General features: G+C 66.9%; 16 protein-coding genes. 11 read left to right on the forward strand and 5 right to left on the reverse strand.

The window, feature by feature from the left end; all coding sequences use genetic code 11:
• From CC207_RS27825 to CC207_RS19435, 3 genes are all read left to right on the forward strand, one after another.
• The coding region (locus tag CC207_RS27825; RefSeq protein WP_256582129.1) for an ABC transporter ATP-binding protein at positions 1 to 953 on the forward strand (953 nt) is incomplete at its 5' end.
• Positions 943 to 1,620: a S8 family serine peptidase gene (locus CC207_RS19430; protein ID WP_028692094.1), complete on the forward strand. Its 678-nt coding sequence runs from the start codon at positions 943 to 945 to the stop codon at positions 1,618 to 1,620. The genes CC207_RS27825 and CC207_RS19430, both read left to right, overlap by 11 nt.
• Positions 1,613 to 2,899, forward strand: a complete 1,287-nt coding sequence (locus tag CC207_RS19435; protein ID WP_088852606.1) for an NAD(P)/FAD-dependent oxidoreductase — start codon at positions 1,613 to 1,615, stop codon at positions 2,897 to 2,899. Before CC207_RS19430 ends, CC207_RS19435 begins: the two co-directional genes overlap by 8 nt.
• A 1-nt stretch (position 2,900) precedes the next feature.
• On the opposite strand, the gene CC207_RS19440 is transcribed toward CC207_RS19435, so the two are convergent.
• Both CC207_RS19440 and CC207_RS19445 read right to left on the reverse strand, forming a co-directional pair.
• Entirely contained in the window at positions 2,901 to 4,214 is a 1,314-nt protein-coding gene (locus CC207_RS19440) for a hypothetical protein (RefSeq protein ID WP_062363346.1), read from the reverse strand.
• A gap of 89 nt (positions 4,215 to 4,303) precedes the next feature.
• Positions 4,304 to 5,797: an aldehyde dehydrogenase gene (locus tag CC207_RS19445; RefSeq protein WP_088852607.1), complete on the reverse strand. Its 1,494-nt coding sequence runs from the start codon at positions 5,795 to 5,797 to the stop codon at positions 4,304 to 4,306.
• A gap of 444 nt (positions 5,798 to 6,241) precedes the next feature.
• On the opposite strand from CC207_RS19445, the gene peaA reads away from it, so the two are divergent.
• The 5 genes from peaA to CC207_RS19470 all read left to right on the forward strand — a co-directional run bounded on the left by peaA (position 6,242) and on the right by CC207_RS19470 (position 12,527).
• On the forward strand, positions 6,242 to 7,807 hold the full coding sequence (gene peaA, locus CC207_RS19450) for a quinohemoprotein amine dehydrogenase subunit alpha (protein WP_028692090.1): 1,566 nt from the start codon (positions 6,242 to 6,244) through the stop codon (positions 7,805 to 7,807).
• 35 nt (positions 7,808 to 7,842) lie between these two features.
• Positions 7,843 to 9,273: a quinohemoprotein amine dehydrogenase maturation protein gene (gene peaB, locus CC207_RS19455; protein WP_028692089.1), complete on the forward strand. Its 1,431-nt coding sequence runs from the start codon at positions 7,843 to 7,845 to the stop codon at positions 9,271 to 9,273.
• Between the two features lies 1 nt (position 9,274).
• Entirely contained in the window at positions 9,275 to 9,598 is a 324-nt protein-coding gene (qhpC, locus tag CC207_RS19460) for a quinohemoprotein amine dehydrogenase subunit gamma (RefSeq protein WP_028692088.1), read from the forward strand.
• A gap of 19 nt (positions 9,599 to 9,617) precedes the next feature.
• Positions 9,618 to 10,736, forward strand: coding sequence for a quinohemoprotein amine dehydrogenase subunit beta (gene peaD / locus CC207_RS19465; protein ID WP_088852608.1), 1,119 nt, complete (start codon positions 9,618 to 9,620; stop codon positions 10,734 to 10,736).
• 108 nt (positions 10,737 to 10,844) lie between these two features.
• Complete coding sequence (locus CC207_RS19470) at positions 10,845 to 12,527, forward strand: AMP-binding protein (protein WP_069017024.1); 1,683 nt, start codon at positions 10,845 to 10,847, stop codon at positions 12,525 to 12,527.
• 3 nt (positions 12,528 to 12,530) lie between these two features.
• Here the strand turns inward: CC207_RS19470 and CC207_RS19475 are convergent, their stop codons facing one another.
• The 3 genes from CC207_RS19475 to CC207_RS19485 form a co-directional block, all read right to left on the reverse strand.
• Positions 12,531 to 13,088 carry a TetR/AcrR family transcriptional regulator gene (locus CC207_RS19475; RefSeq protein ID WP_028692085.1) on the reverse strand — a complete coding sequence of 186 codons (558 nt, stop codon included), beginning with the start codon at positions 13,086 to 13,088 and terminating at the stop codon, positions 12,531 to 12,533.
• A 138-nt stretch (positions 13,089 to 13,226) separates the two neighbouring features.
• Positions 13,227 to 14,378 carry an acyl-CoA dehydrogenase family protein gene (locus CC207_RS19480; RefSeq protein ID WP_062363361.1) on the reverse strand — a complete coding sequence of 384 codons (1,152 nt, stop codon included), beginning with the start codon at positions 14,376 to 14,378 and terminating at the stop codon, positions 13,227 to 13,229.
• Between the two features lie 16 nt (positions 14,379 to 14,394).
• Positions 14,395 to 15,465: an enoyl-CoA hydratase/isomerase family protein gene (locus CC207_RS19485; protein ID WP_088852609.1), complete on the reverse strand. Its 1,071-nt coding sequence runs from the start codon at positions 15,463 to 15,465 to the stop codon at positions 14,395 to 14,397.
• Between the two features lie 429 nt (positions 15,466 to 15,894).
• Here CC207_RS19485 and CC207_RS19490 point away from each other — a divergent pair, with 429 nt between their 5' ends.
• The 3 genes from CC207_RS19490 (at position 15,895) to CC207_RS19500 (ending at position 19,707) form a co-directional block, all read left to right on the forward strand.
• Positions 15,895 to 16,743 (forward strand): helix-turn-helix transcriptional regulator, encoded by an 849-nt coding sequence (locus CC207_RS19490; RefSeq protein WP_028692082.1) that lies wholly within the window; start codon positions 15,895 to 15,897, stop codon positions 16,741 to 16,743.
• 68 nt (positions 16,744 to 16,811) lie between these two features.
• On the forward strand, positions 16,812 to 18,302 hold the full coding sequence (locus CC207_RS19495) for an aldehyde dehydrogenase (protein WP_069017022.1): 1,491 nt from the start codon (positions 16,812 to 16,814) through the stop codon (positions 18,300 to 18,302).
• A gap of 22 nt (positions 18,303 to 18,324) precedes the next feature.
• A complete protein-coding gene (locus CC207_RS19500; RefSeq protein WP_062363373.1) occupies positions 18,325 to 19,707 on the forward strand; it encodes an aspartate aminotransferase family protein in 1,383 nt (460 codons plus the stop codon).
• Positions 19,708 to 19,747: the final 40 nt, after the last annotated feature.

Genomic DNA, 19,747 nt, shown 5'->3' on the forward strand with positions numbered 1-19,747 from the left:
CCCAGGCGCTACCCGGCACCCTGACCTCCTGGTGCCGGGCATGCGCGTTCCTGGTCGGCGGCTGGTGGGTGATCCAGGGGACCTGGCAGCTGGGCGCGCTGATCGCGTTTTCCACCTACATGGGCATGGCAGTCGGCCCGGTGCAGAGCCTGCTGGGCCTGTACGTGGCGGTGCAGCGGATGGCCGTGAGCCTGGGGCGGGTGATGGAACTCAAACAAGAGGCGGTCGCGGTGCGCGAGGCGGATGATCCCAAGCCCATGCCGCAGGGGGCCGGCGAGCTGCGTCTGGACGGGGTGTGTTTCGCTCACGACGGCCGCCAGGGCAGGGTGCTGGACAAGGTCGATGCCTGCTTGCCGCCCGGGGCCAAGGTCGCCATCAGCGGCGCCTCCGGTGTCGGCAAGTCGACGCTGATCGACCTGCTGCAACGCTTCTACGACCCCGATGACGGGCGCATCCTGCTCGATGGCGTCGACCTGCGCGAGCTCGACCTGCAGGCCCTGCGGCGACGCATCGCCGTGGTCAGCCAGGACATCGTCCTGTTTCGCGGCACCCTGGCGCAGAACCTGGCCTACAGCACGCCCCAGGCCAGCCGTGACGATCTGGAGCGAGTGGTGCGCCTGACCCGCCTGGACAGTCTGGTGCAGAGCCTGCCGCTGGGGCTCGACGGCCTGCTGGGCGAGCGCGGCCAGCAGCTGTCCGGCGGGCAGAAGCAACGCATCGCCATCGCCCGGGCGCTACTGCAGCAACCGACAATCCTGGTGCTGGACGAAGCTACTTCGGCGGTGGACGAAGCCACCGAGCGCGAGGTGATCGCCGCCATCGACCAGTTGTTCGCCGGGCGCACGCGGATCCTCATCAGTCACCGCGCCTCGACCCTCGCCGACGCCGACCTGCACCTTGAGCTGCACGGCGGGCAGTTGCGCAGCAAGGAGCCCGTCGACCATGGCCGCTGAACCGTGGATTGGCGTGATCGACAGCGGCTGCTCGCCGGAGCAGGCGGCCGGCCTGCTGGATGCGCGACGTTTCTGGCTCGAAGAGGGCAGGTTGCGCGAGGGTGACTCGCTGCCGGACGCCTTGGGCCATGGCAGCGCCGTGCTGGCGCGGCTGCGCGCCGAGTCCGGTGCCCAGCCCGTGCTGCTGGCCCAGGTGTTCGCCGGGCAGGGCAGTACCAGTGCCTTGCAGGTGGCGGCTGGCCTGTTGTGGCTGGTGGAAGCCGGCGCGAGCGTGGTCAACCTCAGCCTGGGTCTGCGCCAGGACCGCCCGGTGTTGCGCCAGGCCTGCGCCGAGGCCGTGGCCGCCGGGGTGCTGCTGTGCGCCTCGAGCCCGGCGCGGGGCGAGCCGGTTTACCCGGCCAGCTACCCTGGGGTCATCCGCGTGACCGGTGATGCCCGCTGCGCTCCCGGGCAGTGGTCGTGGCTGGACACGGCCCAGGCCGACTTCGGCGCGGCGGTCGGCAGCGATGGCGGGGCAGGCGCCAGCCTGGCCTGCGCCGCGTTCAGTGGCCGGGTGGCGGCCCTGCTGCGCGATGAGCCCGGCATGACCCGGGAGGCGCTGTTGCGGTGGCTGAAGCATCACGCGGCGTTCGCCGGCCCTGAGCGCAAGGGGCCGATCGATGCCTGAAGCAAGCATCCTGGTACTCGGCGCCGGGCCTGCCGGCGCGGCCACGGCCCTGGGGCTGCGGCGGATGGGCTACCCCGTCACGGTGGTGTCCGACTGGCGCCGCTTCGCCGCGGTGGAAGGCGTGTCGCAGCGGGTGCTGGAGGGCCTGCGTCATGCAGGCCTGGGCGCCGCCCTGGCCGAGGCCACCACGCCGGCCACGCGCCAGGTGCACTGGAACGGCGAGCGGCTGCAACCGAACCAGGAGTGCCTGCTCGATCGCCAGCGTTTCGACCAGGCCCTGCGCGACGACCTGCGCCGCGCCGGTGTCGAGCTGGTCGAAGGGCGTGTGCGCGAGGTGGAGCGGGGGCAGGGGTACCGGATACACCTGGACGACGGTCGCACCCTGCACGGCGAGTTCCTGGTCGAGGCCCGTGGTCGTCAGGCCCCGTTGAGTGAAGGTCGCCTGCGCGGGCCGGAGACCGTCAGCCTGCTCAACCTCTGGCAGGCCGCGCCCGGCACGCCGGTGTCGGCGGTGGAGAGCCTGGACGACGGCTGGGCCTGGATGGCGCGGCTGGCCGATGGCCGCTGTTACTGGCAGGTGACGCTGGACGCGACGACGGCGCAGTTGCCGGGCAAGGCGGCCTTGCCTGAATACTGTGCCGAGCGTCGGCGTGGTTCGGCGTTGGTGGCGCAACTGTTCGGTGAGCGGGCCTTCGTCCCTGCGCAGGTGCATGCGCGCAGCAGCACGGCGATCCTGGCCGGCAACTGCGCGGGCCCGGACTGGCTGCGGGTTGGCGATGCCGCGATGGCGGTCGACCCGCTGTCGGGCAATGGTATCTTCCAGTCGTTGTCCTCGGCGCTCCAGGCGCCCGTGGTGATCAATACCCTGTTGCAACGACCCGGGCAGGCGGACTTGGCGCAGCGCTTCCATCAGACACGGGTCGAGCAGCTGTTCCTGCGTTTCGCCCGGATCGGCCGGGATTTCTACGCGCAGGAAACGCAGCGCGTGGCCCAGCCGTTCTGGGCCCGCCGCCGGGGTTGGCCGGATGCCCAGCCGCTGCACGCGGCGGCGGACTGGCAGGCGGTGCGGGTGGAACGACGCCCAGTGTTGCGCGAAGGCTGGGTGGAGGAGGCCGAGGTGGTGGTGACGGCGGACCAGCCGTTGGGCGTGTGGCACCTGCAGGGTGTCGAGCTGGCGCCGGTAGTGCGGGGGTTGCAGGCCGGCATCGGCCTGGAGCGCCTGGTGAAAAAGGCGCACCAGCCGATGGTCGAGCGCTGGTTACGCGAACAGGGCCATTGACTCAGAAGAACGTCCCGACCACCAGTTGCAGGTAGGTTCCGCTCTCCCGCCCACCCACCTGCACGCCGCCATCCTGCGCACTGCGCTGTGGGGTATAGAACCCCACCAGCGGGCTGATCAGCCAGTGCTCGTTGATCATCCATTCGACATACAGGTCCACCTCGCGCCCACCCAGGTTGCCCTGGTCGGTCTTGAGCGTGTCGAAGTCGAAGTACAGCGCCCCCACGGTCAGGCCCTCCCGCGGCGTGGCCTTGAGCGCCACATGGTGCACCTGGGTGTTGCTGTTGAAGGGACCGGCGTAGTTGGCCGCCACCTCGCCCTGGAACCAGGTGCCGTAGCCACGGCTCAGGCCATAGAACAGCGGGTCGAAATGCTCCGAGAAGCGGCTGTAGCGGTAGGTGGCGGTGGGCGACCAGGGCAGTGCGGAGAAGGTCCAGTTGCCCTCCAGGTACCAGGCGTTCTCGCGTCCGTCACTGCGGTCCTGGGTGACGTATTCGGCGGCCAGTTCGAGGTCTTTGACCCCCAGGTTGCCGCGCCCACGCAGGCTCACCGTGTCCATGCCGTCGCGGTGTTCCAGGCCGAGGATCTCGGCGTAGCGGCGGTCGACATCCAGGCCGTGGATCCAGCTCAGGCCCACGGTGCCTGCATCGGCGACATGTTCGAAGTTGGCCACCGCCATGGAGGTGTCGGCTTGGAACGGGTTGTCTGATTTGAGCCACATCAGGTCGCCACGCCAGCCTTGCTTGCCCCCCAGGCGCAGCACGGCGGTGCGGTCGAAGGCCTTGCGCGCCGCCAGGTAGTAGGCGCCGCCCCGGTCGAAATCGGCACCCAGGTCGACATTGCCGGCATTGACCGGGTCGCCCTGGATCAGGAAACCGTCGCCGAGGGTGATGACCTGGCGCCCCCCGGAGACATCGATGCCATCCTCACCGAGGGCCGGGAACAGGCTGCCCGAGCGCCAGCCGAGGTAGGCGTCCTCGATACCGGTGCGACGTTCGTTGCCCAGGGTGAAGCCGGCGGCGTCGCCATCGCCCCAGGTGGCCGAGCTGAGCAGGCTGAAGGCACCGTACAGCGTGCCGCTGCCGGCCAGGGCGTGGCTGGCGCTCAGGCCGTATTTGACGTAGCCCTCGCGCCAGTTGCTGCTGCCGGGCTGGCGGTTGCCGAACTGGTCGAAACTTTCGTCGCTGTGGAATACCCCGAACAGGGCTTCGAGGTTGGCGTCCAGGGTGGTGCCGGCGTTGTTGTAGAGTTCGTGGGCCTGGGTGAGGGGAGAGGCCAGCAGCAGGGCCAATGTGCAGGCGAGCTTGTGCGTCATGGTGTGCTCCATGTTTTTATTGTGTGTTCTGTAAGGTCTGTACCGGCCTCTTCGCGGGTAAACCCGCGAAGAGGCCGGTACAGGAAGACTCAGAGCTTGATCAACACCGACTTCAGCTCGGTGTAGTGCTCGATCGCCGCCGCGCCCATCTCGCGGCCGACGCCGGAGAGCTTGTAGCCACCGAACGGCAGCGCCGGGTCCAGCGCGCTGTGGCAGTTCACCCATACCGACCCGGACTTGATCCGCGGGATCATCCGGTGCACCGCGGCCAGGTCGTTGGACCAGATGCTCGCGCCCAGCCCGTAGGGGTTGTCGTTGGCCATGCGCACCACCTCATCGAGGTCGTCGAACGGCATGGCTACCAGCACAGGACCGAAGATTTCCTCCTGCACCAGCCGGTGGCGTTGGTCGACATCGACGATCACCGTTGGTTTGACGAAGTAGCCCGGGCCGAAGCCTTCGCCGCCGCAGGCGATGGTCGCGCCCAGCTCGCGGCCCAGGTCGATGTAGCCGGTGACCCGGTCCTGCTGCTTGGCCGAGATCAGTGGCCCCATCTGCACGGTCGGGTCCAGGCCGTTGCCCAGTTTCATGGCGTTGGCGATGCCGGCGATATCCGCCACCACATTGTCGAAGTGCTTGCGGTGCACGTACAGGCGGGAACCGGCGCAGCACACCTGGCCCTGGTTGAAGAAAATCGCCGTGGCGGCGCCGGCGGCGGCTTCCTGCAGGTTGGCGTCGGGCAGGACGATGGTCGGCGACTTGCCGCCCAGCTCCAGGGTGACGCGGGTCATGTTGTCCATGGCCGCCTTGCCGATCAGCTTGCCGACCTCGGTGGAGCCGGTGAAGGTCAGCTTGTCCACGCCCGGGTGGCGGCTCAGGGCGGCGCCGGCGTTCAGCCCGGTGCCGGTGATCACGTTTAACACGCCGTCCGGGTAACCGGCCTCGCTCACCAGCTCGGCGAGCTTCAGCGCGGTCAGCGGGGTTTCGTCGGCAGGCTTGAGGACCACGGTGCAGCCGGTGGCCAGGGCCGGACCGAGCTTCCAGCAGGCCAGCAGCAGCGGGAAGTTCCAGGCGACGATGGCACCGACCACGCCGACCGCTTCGCGGCGAATGAAAGCATGGAACTCATCGTCGGGCATCAGCGGCAGTGAGGGCTCGACCGTGCTGCCTTCGAGCTTGGTGGCCCAGCCGGCCATGTAGCGCAAAAAATCGATGGCCAACTGCACATCCATTACCTGGGCCACCGCGGCGCTCTTGCCGTTGTTCAGGCATTCCAGCTCGGCCAGTTCCCGGGCATCGCGCTGCATCAGGTCGGCCAGGCGCCACAGCAGGTTCTGCCGCTCGCGCGGGCGTGTTCGGCTCCAGGCCGAATTGTCGAAGGCCAGGCGCGCGGCCTGCACGGCGCGGTCTACGTCCTGGGCCTCGGCTGCGGGCACCTCGCCGAGGATCTCGCCGGTGGCCGGGTTGCGCAAGGTCATGGTGCGGCCGCTGACGGCGTCCTGCCAGTCGGCGCCGATGCGCATCCTGAGCTTGCGTGCGAGGAAGTCGCGGGTGGCGGGTAGGATCGGCAGTTCGGAATGCATGGGCGGTGCCTCTTGTCAGGGTTGTGACCAGGGTCGGGGCAATGGGCGTGCCAAAGGACTCGGGTGGCGGGCAACGCCCGGCTAGCGGTGGTTTTTGCCGGATTGGGAGTGAATAGAATCAGGGTTGATCTGTTGCATATTGAGATCGGGTGAGACGTCATGCGATACACATGGTTATGCGTTCGGCTTGAGGGTGCTGGGGGCGCAAAGCAGCCCCAGGATTGCCAGCCACGGCGGATGTCTCAAGGTGAAACACCCAGTCGCGAAATGGGACGTTCACCTACAACCCCAGACGCAGGCCCATTCCCGCAAAACATAGGCAACTCACTGATCCAAAACATTTTTGCTACAACTGGCATGCTTCCTGTATCGCAACTGTCACATGCACACCGCTGTATCCAAGCGTGCGAATAACGATAAGAACAACACCGTGGAGGTCTGACCTTGAAGACGACTCGACTCCGGCGGCAGGCGGGCACACTGGCGCTGGTCGCCACCGCACTGCTGTCCGCCCAGGCCATGGCGGCCGAGCAGGGCCCGAGCCTGTTGCAGAACAAGTGCATGGGTTGCCATATCCCCGAAGGCAACGACAGCTACAGTCGCATCAGTCACCAGCGCAAGACCCCGGAAGGCTGGCTGATGAGCATCGCCCGCATGCAGGTGATGCATGGCCTTTCGATCAGCGACGACGAGCGCCGCACCCTGGTCAAGTACCTGGCCGACAAGCAGGGCCTGGCGCCCAGCGAGACCGAGGGCGTGCGCTACGCCATGGAGCGCAGGCTGAACACCGTCGAACACTTCGACGATCAGCTCAGCCAGATGTGCGGCCGCTGCCACTCCGGTGCCCGGGTCGCCCTGCAGCGGCGACCGGCCAAGGAATGGGAGCACCTGGTCAACTTCCACCTCGGCCAGTGGCCGTCCCTCGAGTACCAGGCCCAGGCCCGCGACCGCGACTGGCTGGACATCGCCCTCAAGCAGATGGTGCCGGACCTGGCCAAGCGCTTCCCCCTCGACAACCCGGCCTGGGCCGAGTGGCTCAAGGCACGGCCCGAGTCCAAGGTCCTGGCCGGGCAATGGGCGTTCAGCGGCCACATGCTGGCCAAGGGCGACGTGCGCGGGGTGATGACGGTCAGCGCCGAGCAGGGCGATACGTTCAAGGTCGAGCTCAAAGGCGCCTATGCCGATGGCACGCCGTTCAACGGCAGCGGCTCGGCGATCCTCTACAACGGCTATGAATGGCGCGGCAACGTCAAGGTCGGCGAAGCCAACCTGCGCCAGGTGTTCGCCGCCATCGACGGCCAGATGAAGGGCCGCATGTTCGAGGCCGAGCACGACGAGCGCGGCCTGGACTTCAGTGCCTCGAAAGCCGGTCAGGGTCGCCTGCTGGCAGTGCAGCCGGCCTTCATCAAGGCCGGTGCCGAGAGCGAGATCACCCTGGTGGGCAGCGACCTGGCCGGCAACCCGGACCTGGGCGCGGGTGTCGAGGTGACCGAGGTGCTGGAGTCGACGCCGACGCTGATCCGGGTCAAGGCGCGTGCCGCCAAGGACGCCGCGAGCGGCCAGCGCGAAGTGGCAGTGGGCGCGCTCAAGGGCGTGCAACTGGCGGTGTACGACAAGGTCGAGGAGGTCAAGGTGGTGCCGGCGTTCTCCATTGCCCGTATCGGTGAGAACGGCGCCTCGGTGCCCAAGGTCCAGGGCCGCTTCGAGGCCGAGGCCTGGGGCAGGGACGCCGGCGGCCAGCCGCTGCGCATCGGCTACCTGCCGGCCAGCTGGAAGGTCGAGCCGTTCAACGAGCGCGCGGTCGAGGACGAGGACGTCAGGTTTGCCGGGCAGATGCAGGCCGATGGCGTGTTCGTGCCGGGCGGGGCAGGGCCCAACCCCGCGCGCAAGATGATGACCAACAACGCCGGCAACCTGAAGGTGATCGCCACCCTCGCCGACGGCGGCCAGCAGGGCGAGGGTCACCTGATCGTCACCGTCCAACGCTGGAACAATCCGCCGCTGCCATAGGCATCAACTGACGCATCGAATCCCGGGAGGTCGCCATGGGCGCACTACTGAACCTGGTCGAACGCAACCTGCACGAAGTGCAGGTGGATGCCGACCGCATGCTGTTTCATATCCCCAGCAGTTCGCTGTTCGCCGCCGACGCGGTGACCGGCGGCATCATCGACACCTTGCGCCGCCAGGGCTGCTCCGCCGAGGAGCTGATGCAACGTCTCGGCCAGCAGTTTTCCGGGCAGGACATCGAGGAAACCCTGCGCGAGCTGATCGCCCTTGAAGTGGTCAGCGACGGCTCGCCGCTGACCCCGGAGATCGCCCTGAAGCAGGTCGAGCGCACGGCGCTGAACACTGTGGTGCTCAACGTCAACACCGGCTGCAACCTGAGCTGCACCTACTGCTACAAGGAAGACCTCGACAAGCCGTCGGCCGGGCGCAAGATGAACACGGCCACCGCCGAGGCCTCGGTGGAGATGCTGCTCAAGGAGTCGCCCGACGAGCAGCGCTACAGCGTGGTGTTCTTCGGCGGCGAACCGCTGTCCAACCGGGCGCTGATCGAGCACATGGTGACCTACTGCGAGCGGCGTTTCGCCGAGGCGGGCAAGCAGGTCGAGTTCATCATGACCACCAATGCCACCTTGCTGACCGAGGAAATCGTCGACTGGCTCGACGCCCACCGTTTCGGTTTGTCGGTCAGCATCGACGGGCCCAAGACCGTACACGACCGCAACCGCATCACCGTGGGCGGGCAGGGCACCTACGACGTGGTACGGCGCAAGGCCGACATGCTGCTGTCGCGCTACCGCAGCCGGCCGGTGGGGGCGCGGGTCACCCTGACCCGTGGCATCACCGACATCGAGACCATCTGGAACCACCTGTTCAACGAACTGGGCTTCGCCGAGGTCGGTTTCGCCCCGGTGACCTCCGGCGACATGGCCGACTTCAACCTCACAGGCGAGGAGCTGGTGCAGGTGTTCGCCAACATGAAGGCCCTGGGCCGGCGCTACCTGGAGGCGGCGCTGGAGCACCGCAACATCGGTTTCTCCAACCTGCATCAGCTGATCACCGATATCCACGAGGGCCACAAGAAGGCCCTGCCGTGCGGGGCCGGGTTGAAGATGCTGGCGGTCGACCACGAGGGCGAGCTGAACCTGTGCCACCGTTTCACCGGCTCCAGCTTGCCGACCTTCGGCAACGTGCATCAAGGCGTGAAGCAGGCGCAGCTCAATGATTTTCTCTCGCAGCGTCTGGACCGCAGCGGCACCGGCTGCGACAGCTGCCGCATCCGCAACCTGTGCTCCGGCGGCTGCTACCACGAGAGCTACGCCCGCTACGGCGATCCGCAGCACCCGACCTACCACTACTGCGAGCTGATGCGCGACTGGGTCGACTTTGGCATCGAGGTCTACAGCCGCATCATGGCCGCCAACCCGGCCTTCATCGATCGCTACATCACTCCCAGGAAGGCGCACTGACATGAAACACCTCAAACCGCTGAACAACAAGGCGCGCATTCTTGAACAGGCCGCCGCCGAAGACCGCGTCGACGAAGTTCTGGCCATGAGCGCGGTGGCCGGCTGCACCGCCACCACCGACCCGGGCTGGGAGGTGGATGCCTTCGGCGGCGTCAGCTCGCTGTGCCAGCCGATGGAGGCCGACCTGTACGGTTGCTCCGACCCTTGCTGGTGGCCGGCCCAGGTGCCGGACATGATGAGCACCTACCAGGACTGGAACGCCCAGGCGAGCAACTCCGCCGAAGACTGGCGCAACCTCGGCACCGTATTCCCGAAAGACAAATAGAACGACAAGGGGAAACCGCATGAAAGCTGGATTCTGCGCGCAGCTCGCGCTCACCGTCGCCGCCACGGCCTGCGCCTGGGCGGCCCAGGCCGACGAGGCAAAGGCCTTGAAGGTTGGCCATGAATACCTGATCGCCACCAACTACCCGAACAACCTGCACGTGGTCGAGGTGGCCAGCGACACGCTGTACAAGACCTGCCGCATGCCCGATTCGTTCGGCCCCGGCACGGCGATGATGGCGCCGGACAACCGCACCGCCTATGTGCTGAACAACCATTTCGCCGACATCTACGGCATCGACCTGGACAGCTGCAAGACCACCTTCCACGCCAGCCTTTCCAGCGTGCCGGGCGAGGTCGGTAAGGCCATGTACTCCTTCGCCATCAGCCCCGACGGCAAGGAGGTCTACGCCACGGTCAACCCCAGCCAGCGCCTGAATGACCACTACGTGGTCAAGCCGCCGCGTCTGGAGGTGTTCCGCACCCGCGATGGCCTCGACGCCAAGCCCGTGCGCACGTTCCCGATGCCGCGCCAGGTGTACCTGATGCGCGCCGCCGATGACGGCAGCCTGTACGTGGCCGGGCCGGACATCTACAAGCTCGACGTCAAGACCGGCAAGTACAGCGTCGCGCTGCCACTGCGCAGCTGGAACCGCCCGGGCTACAGCGCCCCCGATGTGCTGTACTTCTGGCCGCACCAGAGTTCGCGGCATGAGTTCTCGATGCTCTACACCATTGCGAAGTTCAAGGATGCCAAGCAGGACCCGGCCACCGCCGAGCCGCTGTACGGCTACCTGAGCATCGACCTGAAGACCGGCAAGGCCCACACCCAGGAGTTCGCCGAGCTGACCGAGCTGTACTTCACCGGCCTGCGTTCGCCGAAGGATCCGAACCAGATGTACGGCGTGCTCAACCGCCTGGCCCGCTACGACATCCAGCAGAAGAAACTGGTCAAGGCCGCCAACCTCGACCATACCTACTACTGCGTGACCTTCGACAAGGCCGGCGACAAGCTCTACTTGGGCGGCACCTTCAACGATCTGGCGGTGTTCGATCCGAATACGCTGGAGAAGGTGCGCAACATCAAGCTGCCTGGTGGCGACATGTCGACCACCACGCCGCAGGTGTTCGTTCGCTAGCGCCATCGCGGGGCAAGCCCGCTCCCACGCCGGCCACACTGGACCGGTGGGAGCGGGCTTGCCCCGCGATAGGGCCATGTCAGGAAAAACAAAGACAAGAGACAGCCCATGCCCCAGCCCAGCCATACCCAAGGCTCAAAAGCCACTCCATTGCTTACCCATTGCATCGGCGACGTCTTCGACGCCACGGTCGCCCGCTTCGCCGACCGCGAAGCGCTGGTGGTCTGCCACCAGCACCTGCGCTACACCTGGCGGCAACTGGCAGATGCTGTCGACCAGCACGCCCGCGCCCTGATGGCCCTGGGCCTGCAGGCCGGCGATCGCCTGGGCATCTGGGCACCCAACTGCGCCGAGTGGTGCATCACCCAGTTCGCCAGCGCCAAGATCGGTGCGATCCTGGTCAACATCAACCCGGCCTACCGCACCAGCGAGCTGGAGTACGCCCTGGGCCAGTCGGCCTGCCAATGGGTGATCTGCGCCGACGCCTTCAAGACCTCCGACTACCACGCCATGCTGCTGGACCTGGCGCCCGAGCTCGGCGCCTGCCGCCCGGGCGAGCTGCACAGCGCGCGCCTGCCCGAACTGCGCGGGGTCATCAGCCTGGCCGCCACGCCCCCCAATGGCTTCCTGGCCTGGTCGGCATTGCAGGCCCGCGCCGGCGAAATCGACGCCGGGCAGTTGGCCGTACGCCAGGCCAGCCTGCACCGGCATGAGCCGATCAACATCCAGTACACCTCCGGCACCACCGGTTTCCCCAAGGGCGCCACCCTCAGTCACCACAACATCCTCAACAACGGCTACATGGTCGGCGAAAGCCTCGGGCTGATCGAGCACGACCGGCTGGTGGTGCCGGTGCCGCTGTACCACTGCTTCGGCATGGTCATGGCCAACCTCGGCTGCATGACCCACGGCAGCACCCTGATCTACCCCAACGACGCCTTCGATCCGCTGCTGACCTTGCAGGCAGTGGCCGAGGAGCGCGCCACCGCGCTATACGGTGTGCCGACCATGTTCATCGCCGAGCTCGACCACCCACGCCGCCACGAGTTCGACCTGAGCAGCCTGCGCACCGGCATCATGGCCGGCGCCACCTGCCCGATCGAGGTGATGCGCCGGGTGATCGACGAGATGCATATGGGCGAGGTGCAGATCGCCTACGGCATGACCGAGACCAGCCCGGTTTCGTTGCAGACCGGCGCCGCCGACGATCTGGAGCGCCGGGTGACCAGCGTCGGCCGCACCCAGCCGTGGCTGGAGAACAAGGTGATCGACAGCACAGGTGGCACCCTGGCACGCGGCGAAATCGGCGAGCTGTGCACCCGCGGCTACAGCGTAATGCTCGGCTACTGGAACAACCCCAAGGCCACCGCCGAGAGCATCGATGCCGATGGCTGGATGCGCACCGGCGACCTGGCGGTGATGGACGATGAAGGCTATGTGCGTATCGTTGGCCGCAGCAAGGACATGATCATCCGCGGTGGCGAGAACATCTACCCGCGGGAGCTTGAGGAGTTCTTCTTCACCCACCCGGCGGTGGCCGACGTGCAGGTCATCGGCATTCCCTGCAGCCGCTATGGCGAGGAGATCGTCGCCTGGGTCCGTCTTCACCCGGGTCAGGCGCTGGGCGAGGACGCGCTGCGAGACTGGGCACGGGCGCGCATCGCGCATTTCAAGGTGCCGCGGCATTTTCGCTTCGTCGACGCGTTCCCGATGACCGTGACCGGCAAGGTACAGAAGTTCAGGATGCGTGAGATCAGCATCGAGGAATTGGCGGGCGGCACCGATCAATAGCCGTCAGCCCTGTGGCCGGGCGCCGTTCAGGAACAGCTGCTCGACCGTCCGCGCGCTGTCGGCGCTCGCGGCGCGGCCACGGTGCTCGGCATCGACCATGCCGTAGACCAGGGTCATGAACGTTTCGGTGAACACCGCCGCGCTGATATCGATGCGCAGCACGCCCAACTGCTGGGCGCGCAGGAAGAACGCGTCCATGGCCTGGATATAGGCCTGCCAGCGCAGGTCCTCGGCGTCGTTGAGCAAGGTGTCGGGGCGGTACTGGAACATCAGGAACATCAGCAACTCGCGGTGCTTGAGGTGTTCGGCGATCAGGTGACGAATACCGGCCAGCGGTTCGATGCGTTCCAGGTCGGCTTCGAGGATGACCTGGTTGAGCACCTGCTCGCCATGGTCCTCGAGCAGCTTCACCAGGTTGTCGCGGGTGCCGCAGAAACGGTGCAGGGTCGCCTTGCTGACCCCGGCGGTTTCCGCCAGCTCCTTGAGGGTGGCGCGGGGGTGGACGACAATGGCCTGGGCCAGGGCTTTGAGCAGGCGCTCTTCCTGGAGGGTTCTACGCATGTGGGACCTCGAGTCCGGATTCGGCGACGAAATATCCACAATTGTATCATATGAGACGAATAAATCTCATTGAGCGCATGATGACCGAGATTACGCGATCCCACAGGGATCGCGTATGGCCTGAGGCAATGGCCGGGCTCAAACCGTGTAATGCTTCAACTCACGCGCAATCAGCATGCGTTGGATCTCGCTGGAACCCTCGTAGATCTGGGTAATGCGCGCATCGCGATAGTACTTCTCCACCGGGTAGTCTTCCAGGTAGCCGTACCCGCCATGCACCTGGATCGCCATCGAGCAGACCCGCTCGGCCATCTCCGAGGCGAACAGCTTGGCCTGGGAGGCCTCCGACAGGCAAGGCTTGCCGGCGCTGCGCAGGCGCGCGGCATGCAGGATCAGCAGGCGAGCTGCGTTGACCTGCACCTGCATGTCGGCCAGCAGGTTGGCGATGCTCTGGTGCTCGTTGATCGGCTTGCCGAACTGGATGCGCTCGCGGGAGTAGGTCAGCGCCGCCTCGAACGCCGCGCGGGCAATGCCCAGGGCCTGGGCGGCGATGCCGATGCGCCCGCCTTCGAGGTTGGACAGGGCGATGGCCAGCCCCTTGCCGCGCTCGCCCAGCAGGTTGGCGGCCGGGATGCGGCAGTCGTCCAGGGTCACCGCGCAGGTGTCGGAGGCGCGGATGCCCATCTTGTGCTCGCTGCGGTCGACCTTGAAGCCTGGGTTGTCAGTGGGTACCAGGAAGGCCGAAAGGCCTTTCTTGCCCAGTTCCGGGTCGGTCACGGCAAAGACGATGGCCAGTTTGGCGCGGCGGGCGTTGCTGACGAACTGCTTGGCGCCGTTGATCACCCACTGGCCATCGACCAGTTCGGCGCGGGTGCGCAGGTTGTGGGCCTCGGAGCCGGCCTGCGGCTCGGTCAGGCAGAAGCAGCCGATCGCCTCGCCGCTGGCCAGTTGCGGCAGCCAGGCCTGCTGCTGCTCGGGCGTGCCGTAGGCCAGCAGCGGGCCGCAGCCCACCGAGTTGTGGATGCTCATCATCGCCCCGGTGGCGCCATCGGCGGCGGAGATTTCCTCCACCGCCAGGGCGTAGGCCACGTAGTCGGTGTAGCTGCCGCCGAACTGCTCCGGGGCGACCATGCCGAGCAGGCCCAGTTCGCCCATCTTGCGCACCACGTCATCGTCGATCCAGCCGGCCTTTTCCCAGGCCTGGGCATGGGGCGCGATCTCGCCGCGGGCGAAATCGCGGGCCATGTCGCGGATCATGATCTGCTCTTCGCTCAGTTCCAGGTCTTGCATCTGTGTACTCCCGGGCTCACAGGCCTTCGAAGAATTGGTCGACCCGCTGGGTGGTGAGGCCTGCCAGGGTCGGCGGATTCCAGCGGGGTTGCTTGTCCTTGTCGACGATCAGGGCGCGCACGCCTTCGATGATGTCGCCATGGGCGAACCACTGGCGGTCGATGTGCAGTTCCATGGCGAAGCAGTCTTCCAGGGCCAGGTGGCGGCCGCGACGCAGCAGTTCCAGAGTCACGGCCATGGCCAACGGCGAGCGCGTTTCCAGCAGGTCGGCGGTGTCCAGCGCCCACTGGCGACTGTCGCCGATGGTCACGGCGCGCAACTGCTCGATGATGCTCGGCAGGTCGGGCAGGGCGAAGAAGTGGTCGATCACCGGGCGCAGTTGCGCCAGTGGCGCGTCCGCCAAGGTCTGGGTGCCCAACCCGGCGAGCAAGCCTTGCAGGTCCTTGAGCGGGTTGGCGCCGAACGCCAGGCGGTCGAGCCTGTCATCGAGGGCCGCGAGCTTCTCACTGTCGACATACCAGTCGGCCAGGCCGCAGTACAAGGCATCGGCCGCCTTGATCTGGCTGCCGCTGACGCCCAGGTAGATGCCCAGCTCGCCCGGTACCCGGGGCAGGAAGTAGCTGCCGCCGACATCCGGGAAGTAGCCGATGCCCACCTCGGGCATGCCCAGGCGGCTGCGTTCGGTGACGATGCGCAGGTCGCAACCCTGGGCCAGGCCCATCCCGCCGCCGAGGGTGAAACCGTCCATCAGCACCAGCACCGGCTTGCGGTAGCGGTGGATGCACAGATCCAGGGCGTATTCCTCGACGAAGAAGTCCTCGTGGAGTTTCTCGCCGGCCTTGTAGCTGTCGTGCAGCGAGCGGATATCGCCACCGGCGCAGAAGCCCTTGGGCCCCTCGCCACGCAGCATCACGGCGTGCACCTGCGGATCCTGGGCCCACTGGTCGAGGTGGCGCTGCAGGCTGCGCACCATGTCCAGGGTCAGGGCGTTGAGGCCGGCGGGGCGGTTGAGGGTGAGGTGGCCAATGTGGTTGCGGACCTCGGCCAGTACTTGATCCGTTGCCGAGGGTTGAGCGTGCGCGGTCATCGCGGTCTCCCTGCTTTGTTATTGATTTTCCAAGTGAAGTCCTGGAATGCGCGGGCGGATCGAACGATCCTGTCATGCAAAATTACCTCGCACAATTGGCAAATCTGCAGGGCTGCCCTGCATTTTTGTCATCACGCGCATTCCCGGCCCGACGCGGTACTGTAGCAATAGCGCGCAATCTGTAGGAGCGGTCTTGCCGAGGCGTCGGACCGGTCGGAAAGGGCCGCAAAGCGGCCCCGGCGATAGGTGCATCAACGCTGAAAACCTGGGGGCGCTGCGCGCCCCTTTCGCGACACAAGGCCGCTCCTAAAAGGATCGTGCGGCAATTAAAACTCGTCCCTCATCTTCCTCACCCCGAAGGGTGATAGCCGCCCGTCCCCCCCCATGAAACAATCCCGCCCAGCACTCACCCTGGCGGGGACAACAACAATGAGCAACGCCCAGCTGAATTCGCCCGACTGGTACGCACAGATGGCCCGCGTGGTCGACGCCATCGGCACGCCCGTTTTCGTCGAGGCATTGTTCGCCGCCCTCAACCAACTGGCGACGTGCCAGGCCATCACGGTGTTCCTGTACCCACGCAAAGGCCTGCCGTCGGCACTGTTCGCCAAGGACGACGAGGGACCCTGGCTGCCGGAGGGCAACGTGCAGAAGTACCTCGAAGGCTACTACCTGTTGTGCCCGTTCTACCGCGCCTGCATGGACGGCATGCCCGCCGGCTGCTATCGCCTCAGCGATGTCGCCCCCGATCATTTCAAGCGCAGCGAGTACTACACCTCGTTCTACCAGCATGCCCACCTGGAGGACGAACTCAACTACCTGGTGCCGCTGGACGCCCAGCTGTCCATCGCCGTGGCCCTGGGCAGCACCCGGCGCCTGGGCAGCCGCCAGGTGGCCGAGCTCAAGTGCGTCGCTGCCTGGGTGGTGGCGGTGGTGCGCCGACACTGGGGGCAGCTGGATGCCGAGGCCCTGGGCGGACGCTTCGAGAGCGTGCTTGGGCGGCAGATCAACGCCGCGCTGAACAATTTCGGCTCCTCCCTGCTCACCGAGCGTGAATGCCATATCGCCCAGTACCTGCTGCGCGGCCATTCCACGCGCTCGCTGGCCGAACGCCTGGGGATCAGCGAGGACACCGTCAAGACCCACCGCAAGAACCTCTACGCCAAGCTCGACATCGCCACCCAGGCCGAGCTGTTCTCGCTGTTCATCGCTTCGCTGGCCCAGGCCCAGGAAGGCTTGAGCAAGGACCCGCTGGAAAGCTACCTGCGACGGCGCTGAACCACCGTTTCACTTCATCCAGACAACGACAATCACCGGCCCCGCGTGTGGCCGGAGGGGAGACCTGCGTGCATACGAAAAGCGATTGGCAGCAGCGCGCTGCACGGCAAAGCTTCATCACCACCGCGTTGATCGACGGCCGCCCGGTGGCGGCCCGCGACGGCGTCACCTTCGCCGCCGTCAATCCGGCGACCGGGCGTTGCCTGGCCCAGGTCGCCGCCTGCGCCGACGACGAGATCGACCAAGCGGTGCGTGCCGCCCGCCGAGCCTTCGAGCACGGCCCCTGGGCACGCATGGCTCCGGCCGAGCGCAAGCGCGTGCTGTTGCGCCTGGCCGAGCTGATGCTGGCCCACCGTGAGGAGCTGGCGCTGCTCGATTCGCTGAACATGGGCAAGCCGGTGATGGACGCCTACAACATCGACGTCCCCGGCGCCGCCCACGTTTTCGCCTGGTACGGCGAGGCGCTGGACAAGCTCTACGACCAGGTTGCGCCGACCGCGGCCAGCGCCGTGGCAATGATCAGCCGCGAGGCGCTGGGCGTTATCGGCGCGGTGGTGCCGTGGAACTTCCCGCTGGACATGGCCGCCTGGAAGGTTGCCCCGGCGTTGGCCGCAGGCAACAGCGTGGTGCTCAAGCCCGCCGAGCAGTCGCCGTTCTCGGCCCTGCGCCTGGCGGAGCTTGCATTGCAGGCCGGGCTGCCGGAGGGCGTGCTCAACGTGGTGCCGGGCCTGGGCGAGACCGCGGGCCGCGCCCTGGGCCTGCACCCGGACGTGGACTGCCTGGTGTTCACCGGCTCCACCCAGGTGGGCAAGTACTTCATGCAGTACTCGGCGCAGTCCAACCTCAAGCAGGTGTGGCTCGAATGCGGCGGCAAGAGCCCGAACCTGGTGTTCGACGACTGCCGCGACCTCGATCTGGCGGCGCAGAAGGCGGCGTTCGGCATCTTCTTCAACCAGGGCGAGGTGTGCTCGGCCAACTCGCGGCTGTATGTGCAGCGCTCGATCCATGACGAGTTCGTCGAGCGCCTGCTGCGCCAGGCCCGTGAATGGTTGCCGGGCGACCCGCTGGACCCGGTCAGCCGCGCCGGCGCCATCGTCGATGCCGGGCAGACCGCGCGCATCGAAGCGGCCATCGCCCAGGGCCGGGCCGAGGGCGCGCGCCTGCTGTGCGGCGGCGAGCGGCTGAGCGTGAACGGCTCGCAGAACTTCATCACGCCGACGATCTTCACCGACGTGCGCCAGGACATGGCCCTGGCCCGCGAGGAGATCTTCGGCCCGGTGCTGGCGGTCAGTGCTTTCGACGACGAGGAGCAGGCCATCGCCCTGGCCAACGACAGCGTCTACGGCCTGGCCGCATCGGTCTGGAGCGACGACCTCAACCGCGCCCACCGCGTGGCCCGGCGGCTGAAGGCCGGCACGGTGTCGGTCAACACCGTCGATGCCCTGGACGTGACCGTTCCCTTCGGCGGCGGGCGCCAGTCCGGCTTTGGCCGCGACCTCTCGCTGCATTCGTTCGACAAGTACACCCAGCTCAAGACCACCTGGATCCAGCTGCGCTGACATTCACCCGAGGAGCACAACAATGAACGCACCTTTCTCGCCCAAACGCGACACCCGCGACTACCAGGCCAGCGACGCCGCCCACCACATCCATGCCTTCCTCGACCAGAAGGCGCTCAACGCCGAGGGCCCACGGGTCATCACCCGCGGTGAAGGCCTGTACCTGTGGGACAACGACGGCCGCCGCTACCTGGACGGCATGTCCGGCCTGTGGTGCACCCAGCTCGGCTACGGTCGCAAGGACCTGACCGCCGCCGCCGCCGCGCAGATGGACCAGCTGGCGTACTACAACATGTTCTTCCACACCACCCACCCGGCGGTGATCGAACTGTCCGAGCTGTTGTTCAGCCTGTTGCCGGGTCACTACAGCCACGCCATCTATACCAACTCCGGCTCCGAGGCCAACGAGGTGCTGATCCGCACCGTGCGCCGCTACTGGCAGGTGGTCGGCCAGCCGAGCAAGAAGATCATGATCGGCCGCTGGAATGGCTACCACGGCTCGACCCTGGCGGCCACGGCGTTGGGCGGGATGAAGTTCATGCATGAAATGGGCGGGCTGATCCCGGACGTTGCGCATATCGACGAGCCTTACTGGTTCGCCGCGGGTGGCGAGCTGACCCCGGCCGAGTTTGGCCGCCGCTGCGCCCTGCAGTTGGAGGAGAAGATCCTCGAACTGGGCGCCGAGAACGTCGCCGGTTTCATCGCCGAGCCGTTCCAGGGCGCCGGCGGCATGATCTTCCCGCCCGAGAGCTATTGGCCGGAGATTCAGCGCATCTGCCGCCAGTACGATGTGCTGCTGTGCGCCGACGAGGTGATCGGCGGTTTCGGTCGTACCGGCGAGTGGTTCGCCCACCAGCACTTCGGTTTCGAGCCCGACACCCTGTCCATCGCCAAGGGCCTGACCAGCGGCTACGTGCCCATGGGCGGCCTGGTGCTGAGCAAGCGCATCGCCGAGGCGTTGGTGGAGCGGGGCGGGGTGTTCGCCCACGGCCTGACCTATTCCGGCCACCCGGTGGCGGCGGCGGTGGCGGTGGCCAACCTCAAGGCCTTGCGCGATGAAGGCATCGTGCGTCAGGTCAAGGACGACACCGGGCCGTACCTGCAGCGCATCCTGCGTGAGGTGTTCGCCGATCACCCGCTGATCGGCGAGGTGCAGGGCGCCGGACTGGTGGCGGCGCTGCAGTTCGTCGAGGACAAGGCCACGCGCAAGCGCTTCGCCAACGAGAACGACCTGGCCTGGCAGTGCCGCACCTTCGGTTTCGAGGAAGGAGTGATCATCCGTTCGACCCTGGGGCGGATGATCATGGCGCCGGCGCTGGTGGCCAGCCGAAGCGAGCTGGACGAGCTGGTGGACAAGACCCGGATCGCGGTGGATCGCGTGGCGGGGATGGTCGCCAGACGCTGAGTCTGGCTTGGGAGCCTGGGGGCGCAATGCGCCCCCAGGG

Source organism: Pseudomonas sp. DrBHI1 (assembly GCF_002205115.1).
In the GTDB taxonomy this organism is placed as follows: Bacteria; Pseudomonadota; Gammaproteobacteria; order Pseudomonadales; family Pseudomonadaceae; genus Aquipseudomonas; species Aquipseudomonas mosselii.

What these genes read in the sequence shown, in the direction of transcription:
- CC207_RS19430 (WP_028692094.1), top strand. Translation starts at nt 943, where the DNA reads ATGGCCGCTGAACCGTGGATTGGCGTGATCGACAGCGGCTGCTCGCCG.
- CC207_RS19440 (WP_062363346.1), bottom strand. Translation starts at nt 4,214, where the DNA reads ATGACGCACAAGCTCGCCTGCACATTGGCCCTGCTGCTGGCCTCTCCC.
- CC207_RS19470 (WP_069017024.1), top strand. Translation starts at nt 10,845, where the DNA reads ATGCCCCAGCCCAGCCATACCCAAGGCTCAAAAGCCACTCCATTGCTT.
- qhpC (WP_028692088.1), top strand. Translation starts at nt 9,275, where the DNA reads ATGAAACACCTCAAACCGCTGAACAACAAGGCGCGCATTCTTGAACAG.
- peaD (WP_088852608.1), top strand. Translation starts at nt 9,618, where the DNA reads ATGAAAGCTGGATTCTGCGCGCAGCTCGCGCTCACCGTCGCCGCCACG.
- CC207_RS19475 (WP_028692085.1), bottom strand. Translation starts at nt 13,088, where the DNA reads ATGCGTAGAACCCTCCAGGAAGAGCGCCTGCTCAAAGCCCTGGCCCAG.
- CC207_RS19485 (WP_088852609.1), bottom strand. Translation starts at nt 15,465, where the DNA reads ATGACCGCGCACGCTCAACCCTCGGCAACGGATCAAGTACTGGCCGAG.
- CC207_RS19435 (WP_088852606.1), top strand. Translation starts at nt 1,613, where the DNA reads ATGCCTGAAGCAAGCATCCTGGTACTCGGCGCCGGGCCTGCCGGCGCG.
- peaB (WP_028692089.1), top strand. Translation starts at nt 7,843, where the DNA reads ATGGGCGCACTACTGAACCTGGTCGAACGCAACCTGCACGAAGTGCAG.
- CC207_RS19445 (WP_088852607.1), bottom strand. Translation starts at nt 5,797, where the DNA reads ATGCATTCCGAACTGCCGATCCTACCCGCCACCCGCGACTTCCTCGCA.
- CC207_RS19490 (WP_028692082.1), top strand. Translation starts at nt 15,895, where the DNA reads ATGAGCAACGCCCAGCTGAATTCGCCCGACTGGTACGCACAGATGGCC.
- CC207_RS19500 (WP_062363373.1), top strand. Translation starts at nt 18,325, where the DNA reads ATGAACGCACCTTTCTCGCCCAAACGCGACACCCGCGACTACCAGGCC.
- CC207_RS19480 (WP_062363361.1), bottom strand. Translation starts at nt 14,378, where the DNA reads ATGCAAGACCTGGAACTGAGCGAAGAGCAGATCATGATCCGCGACATG.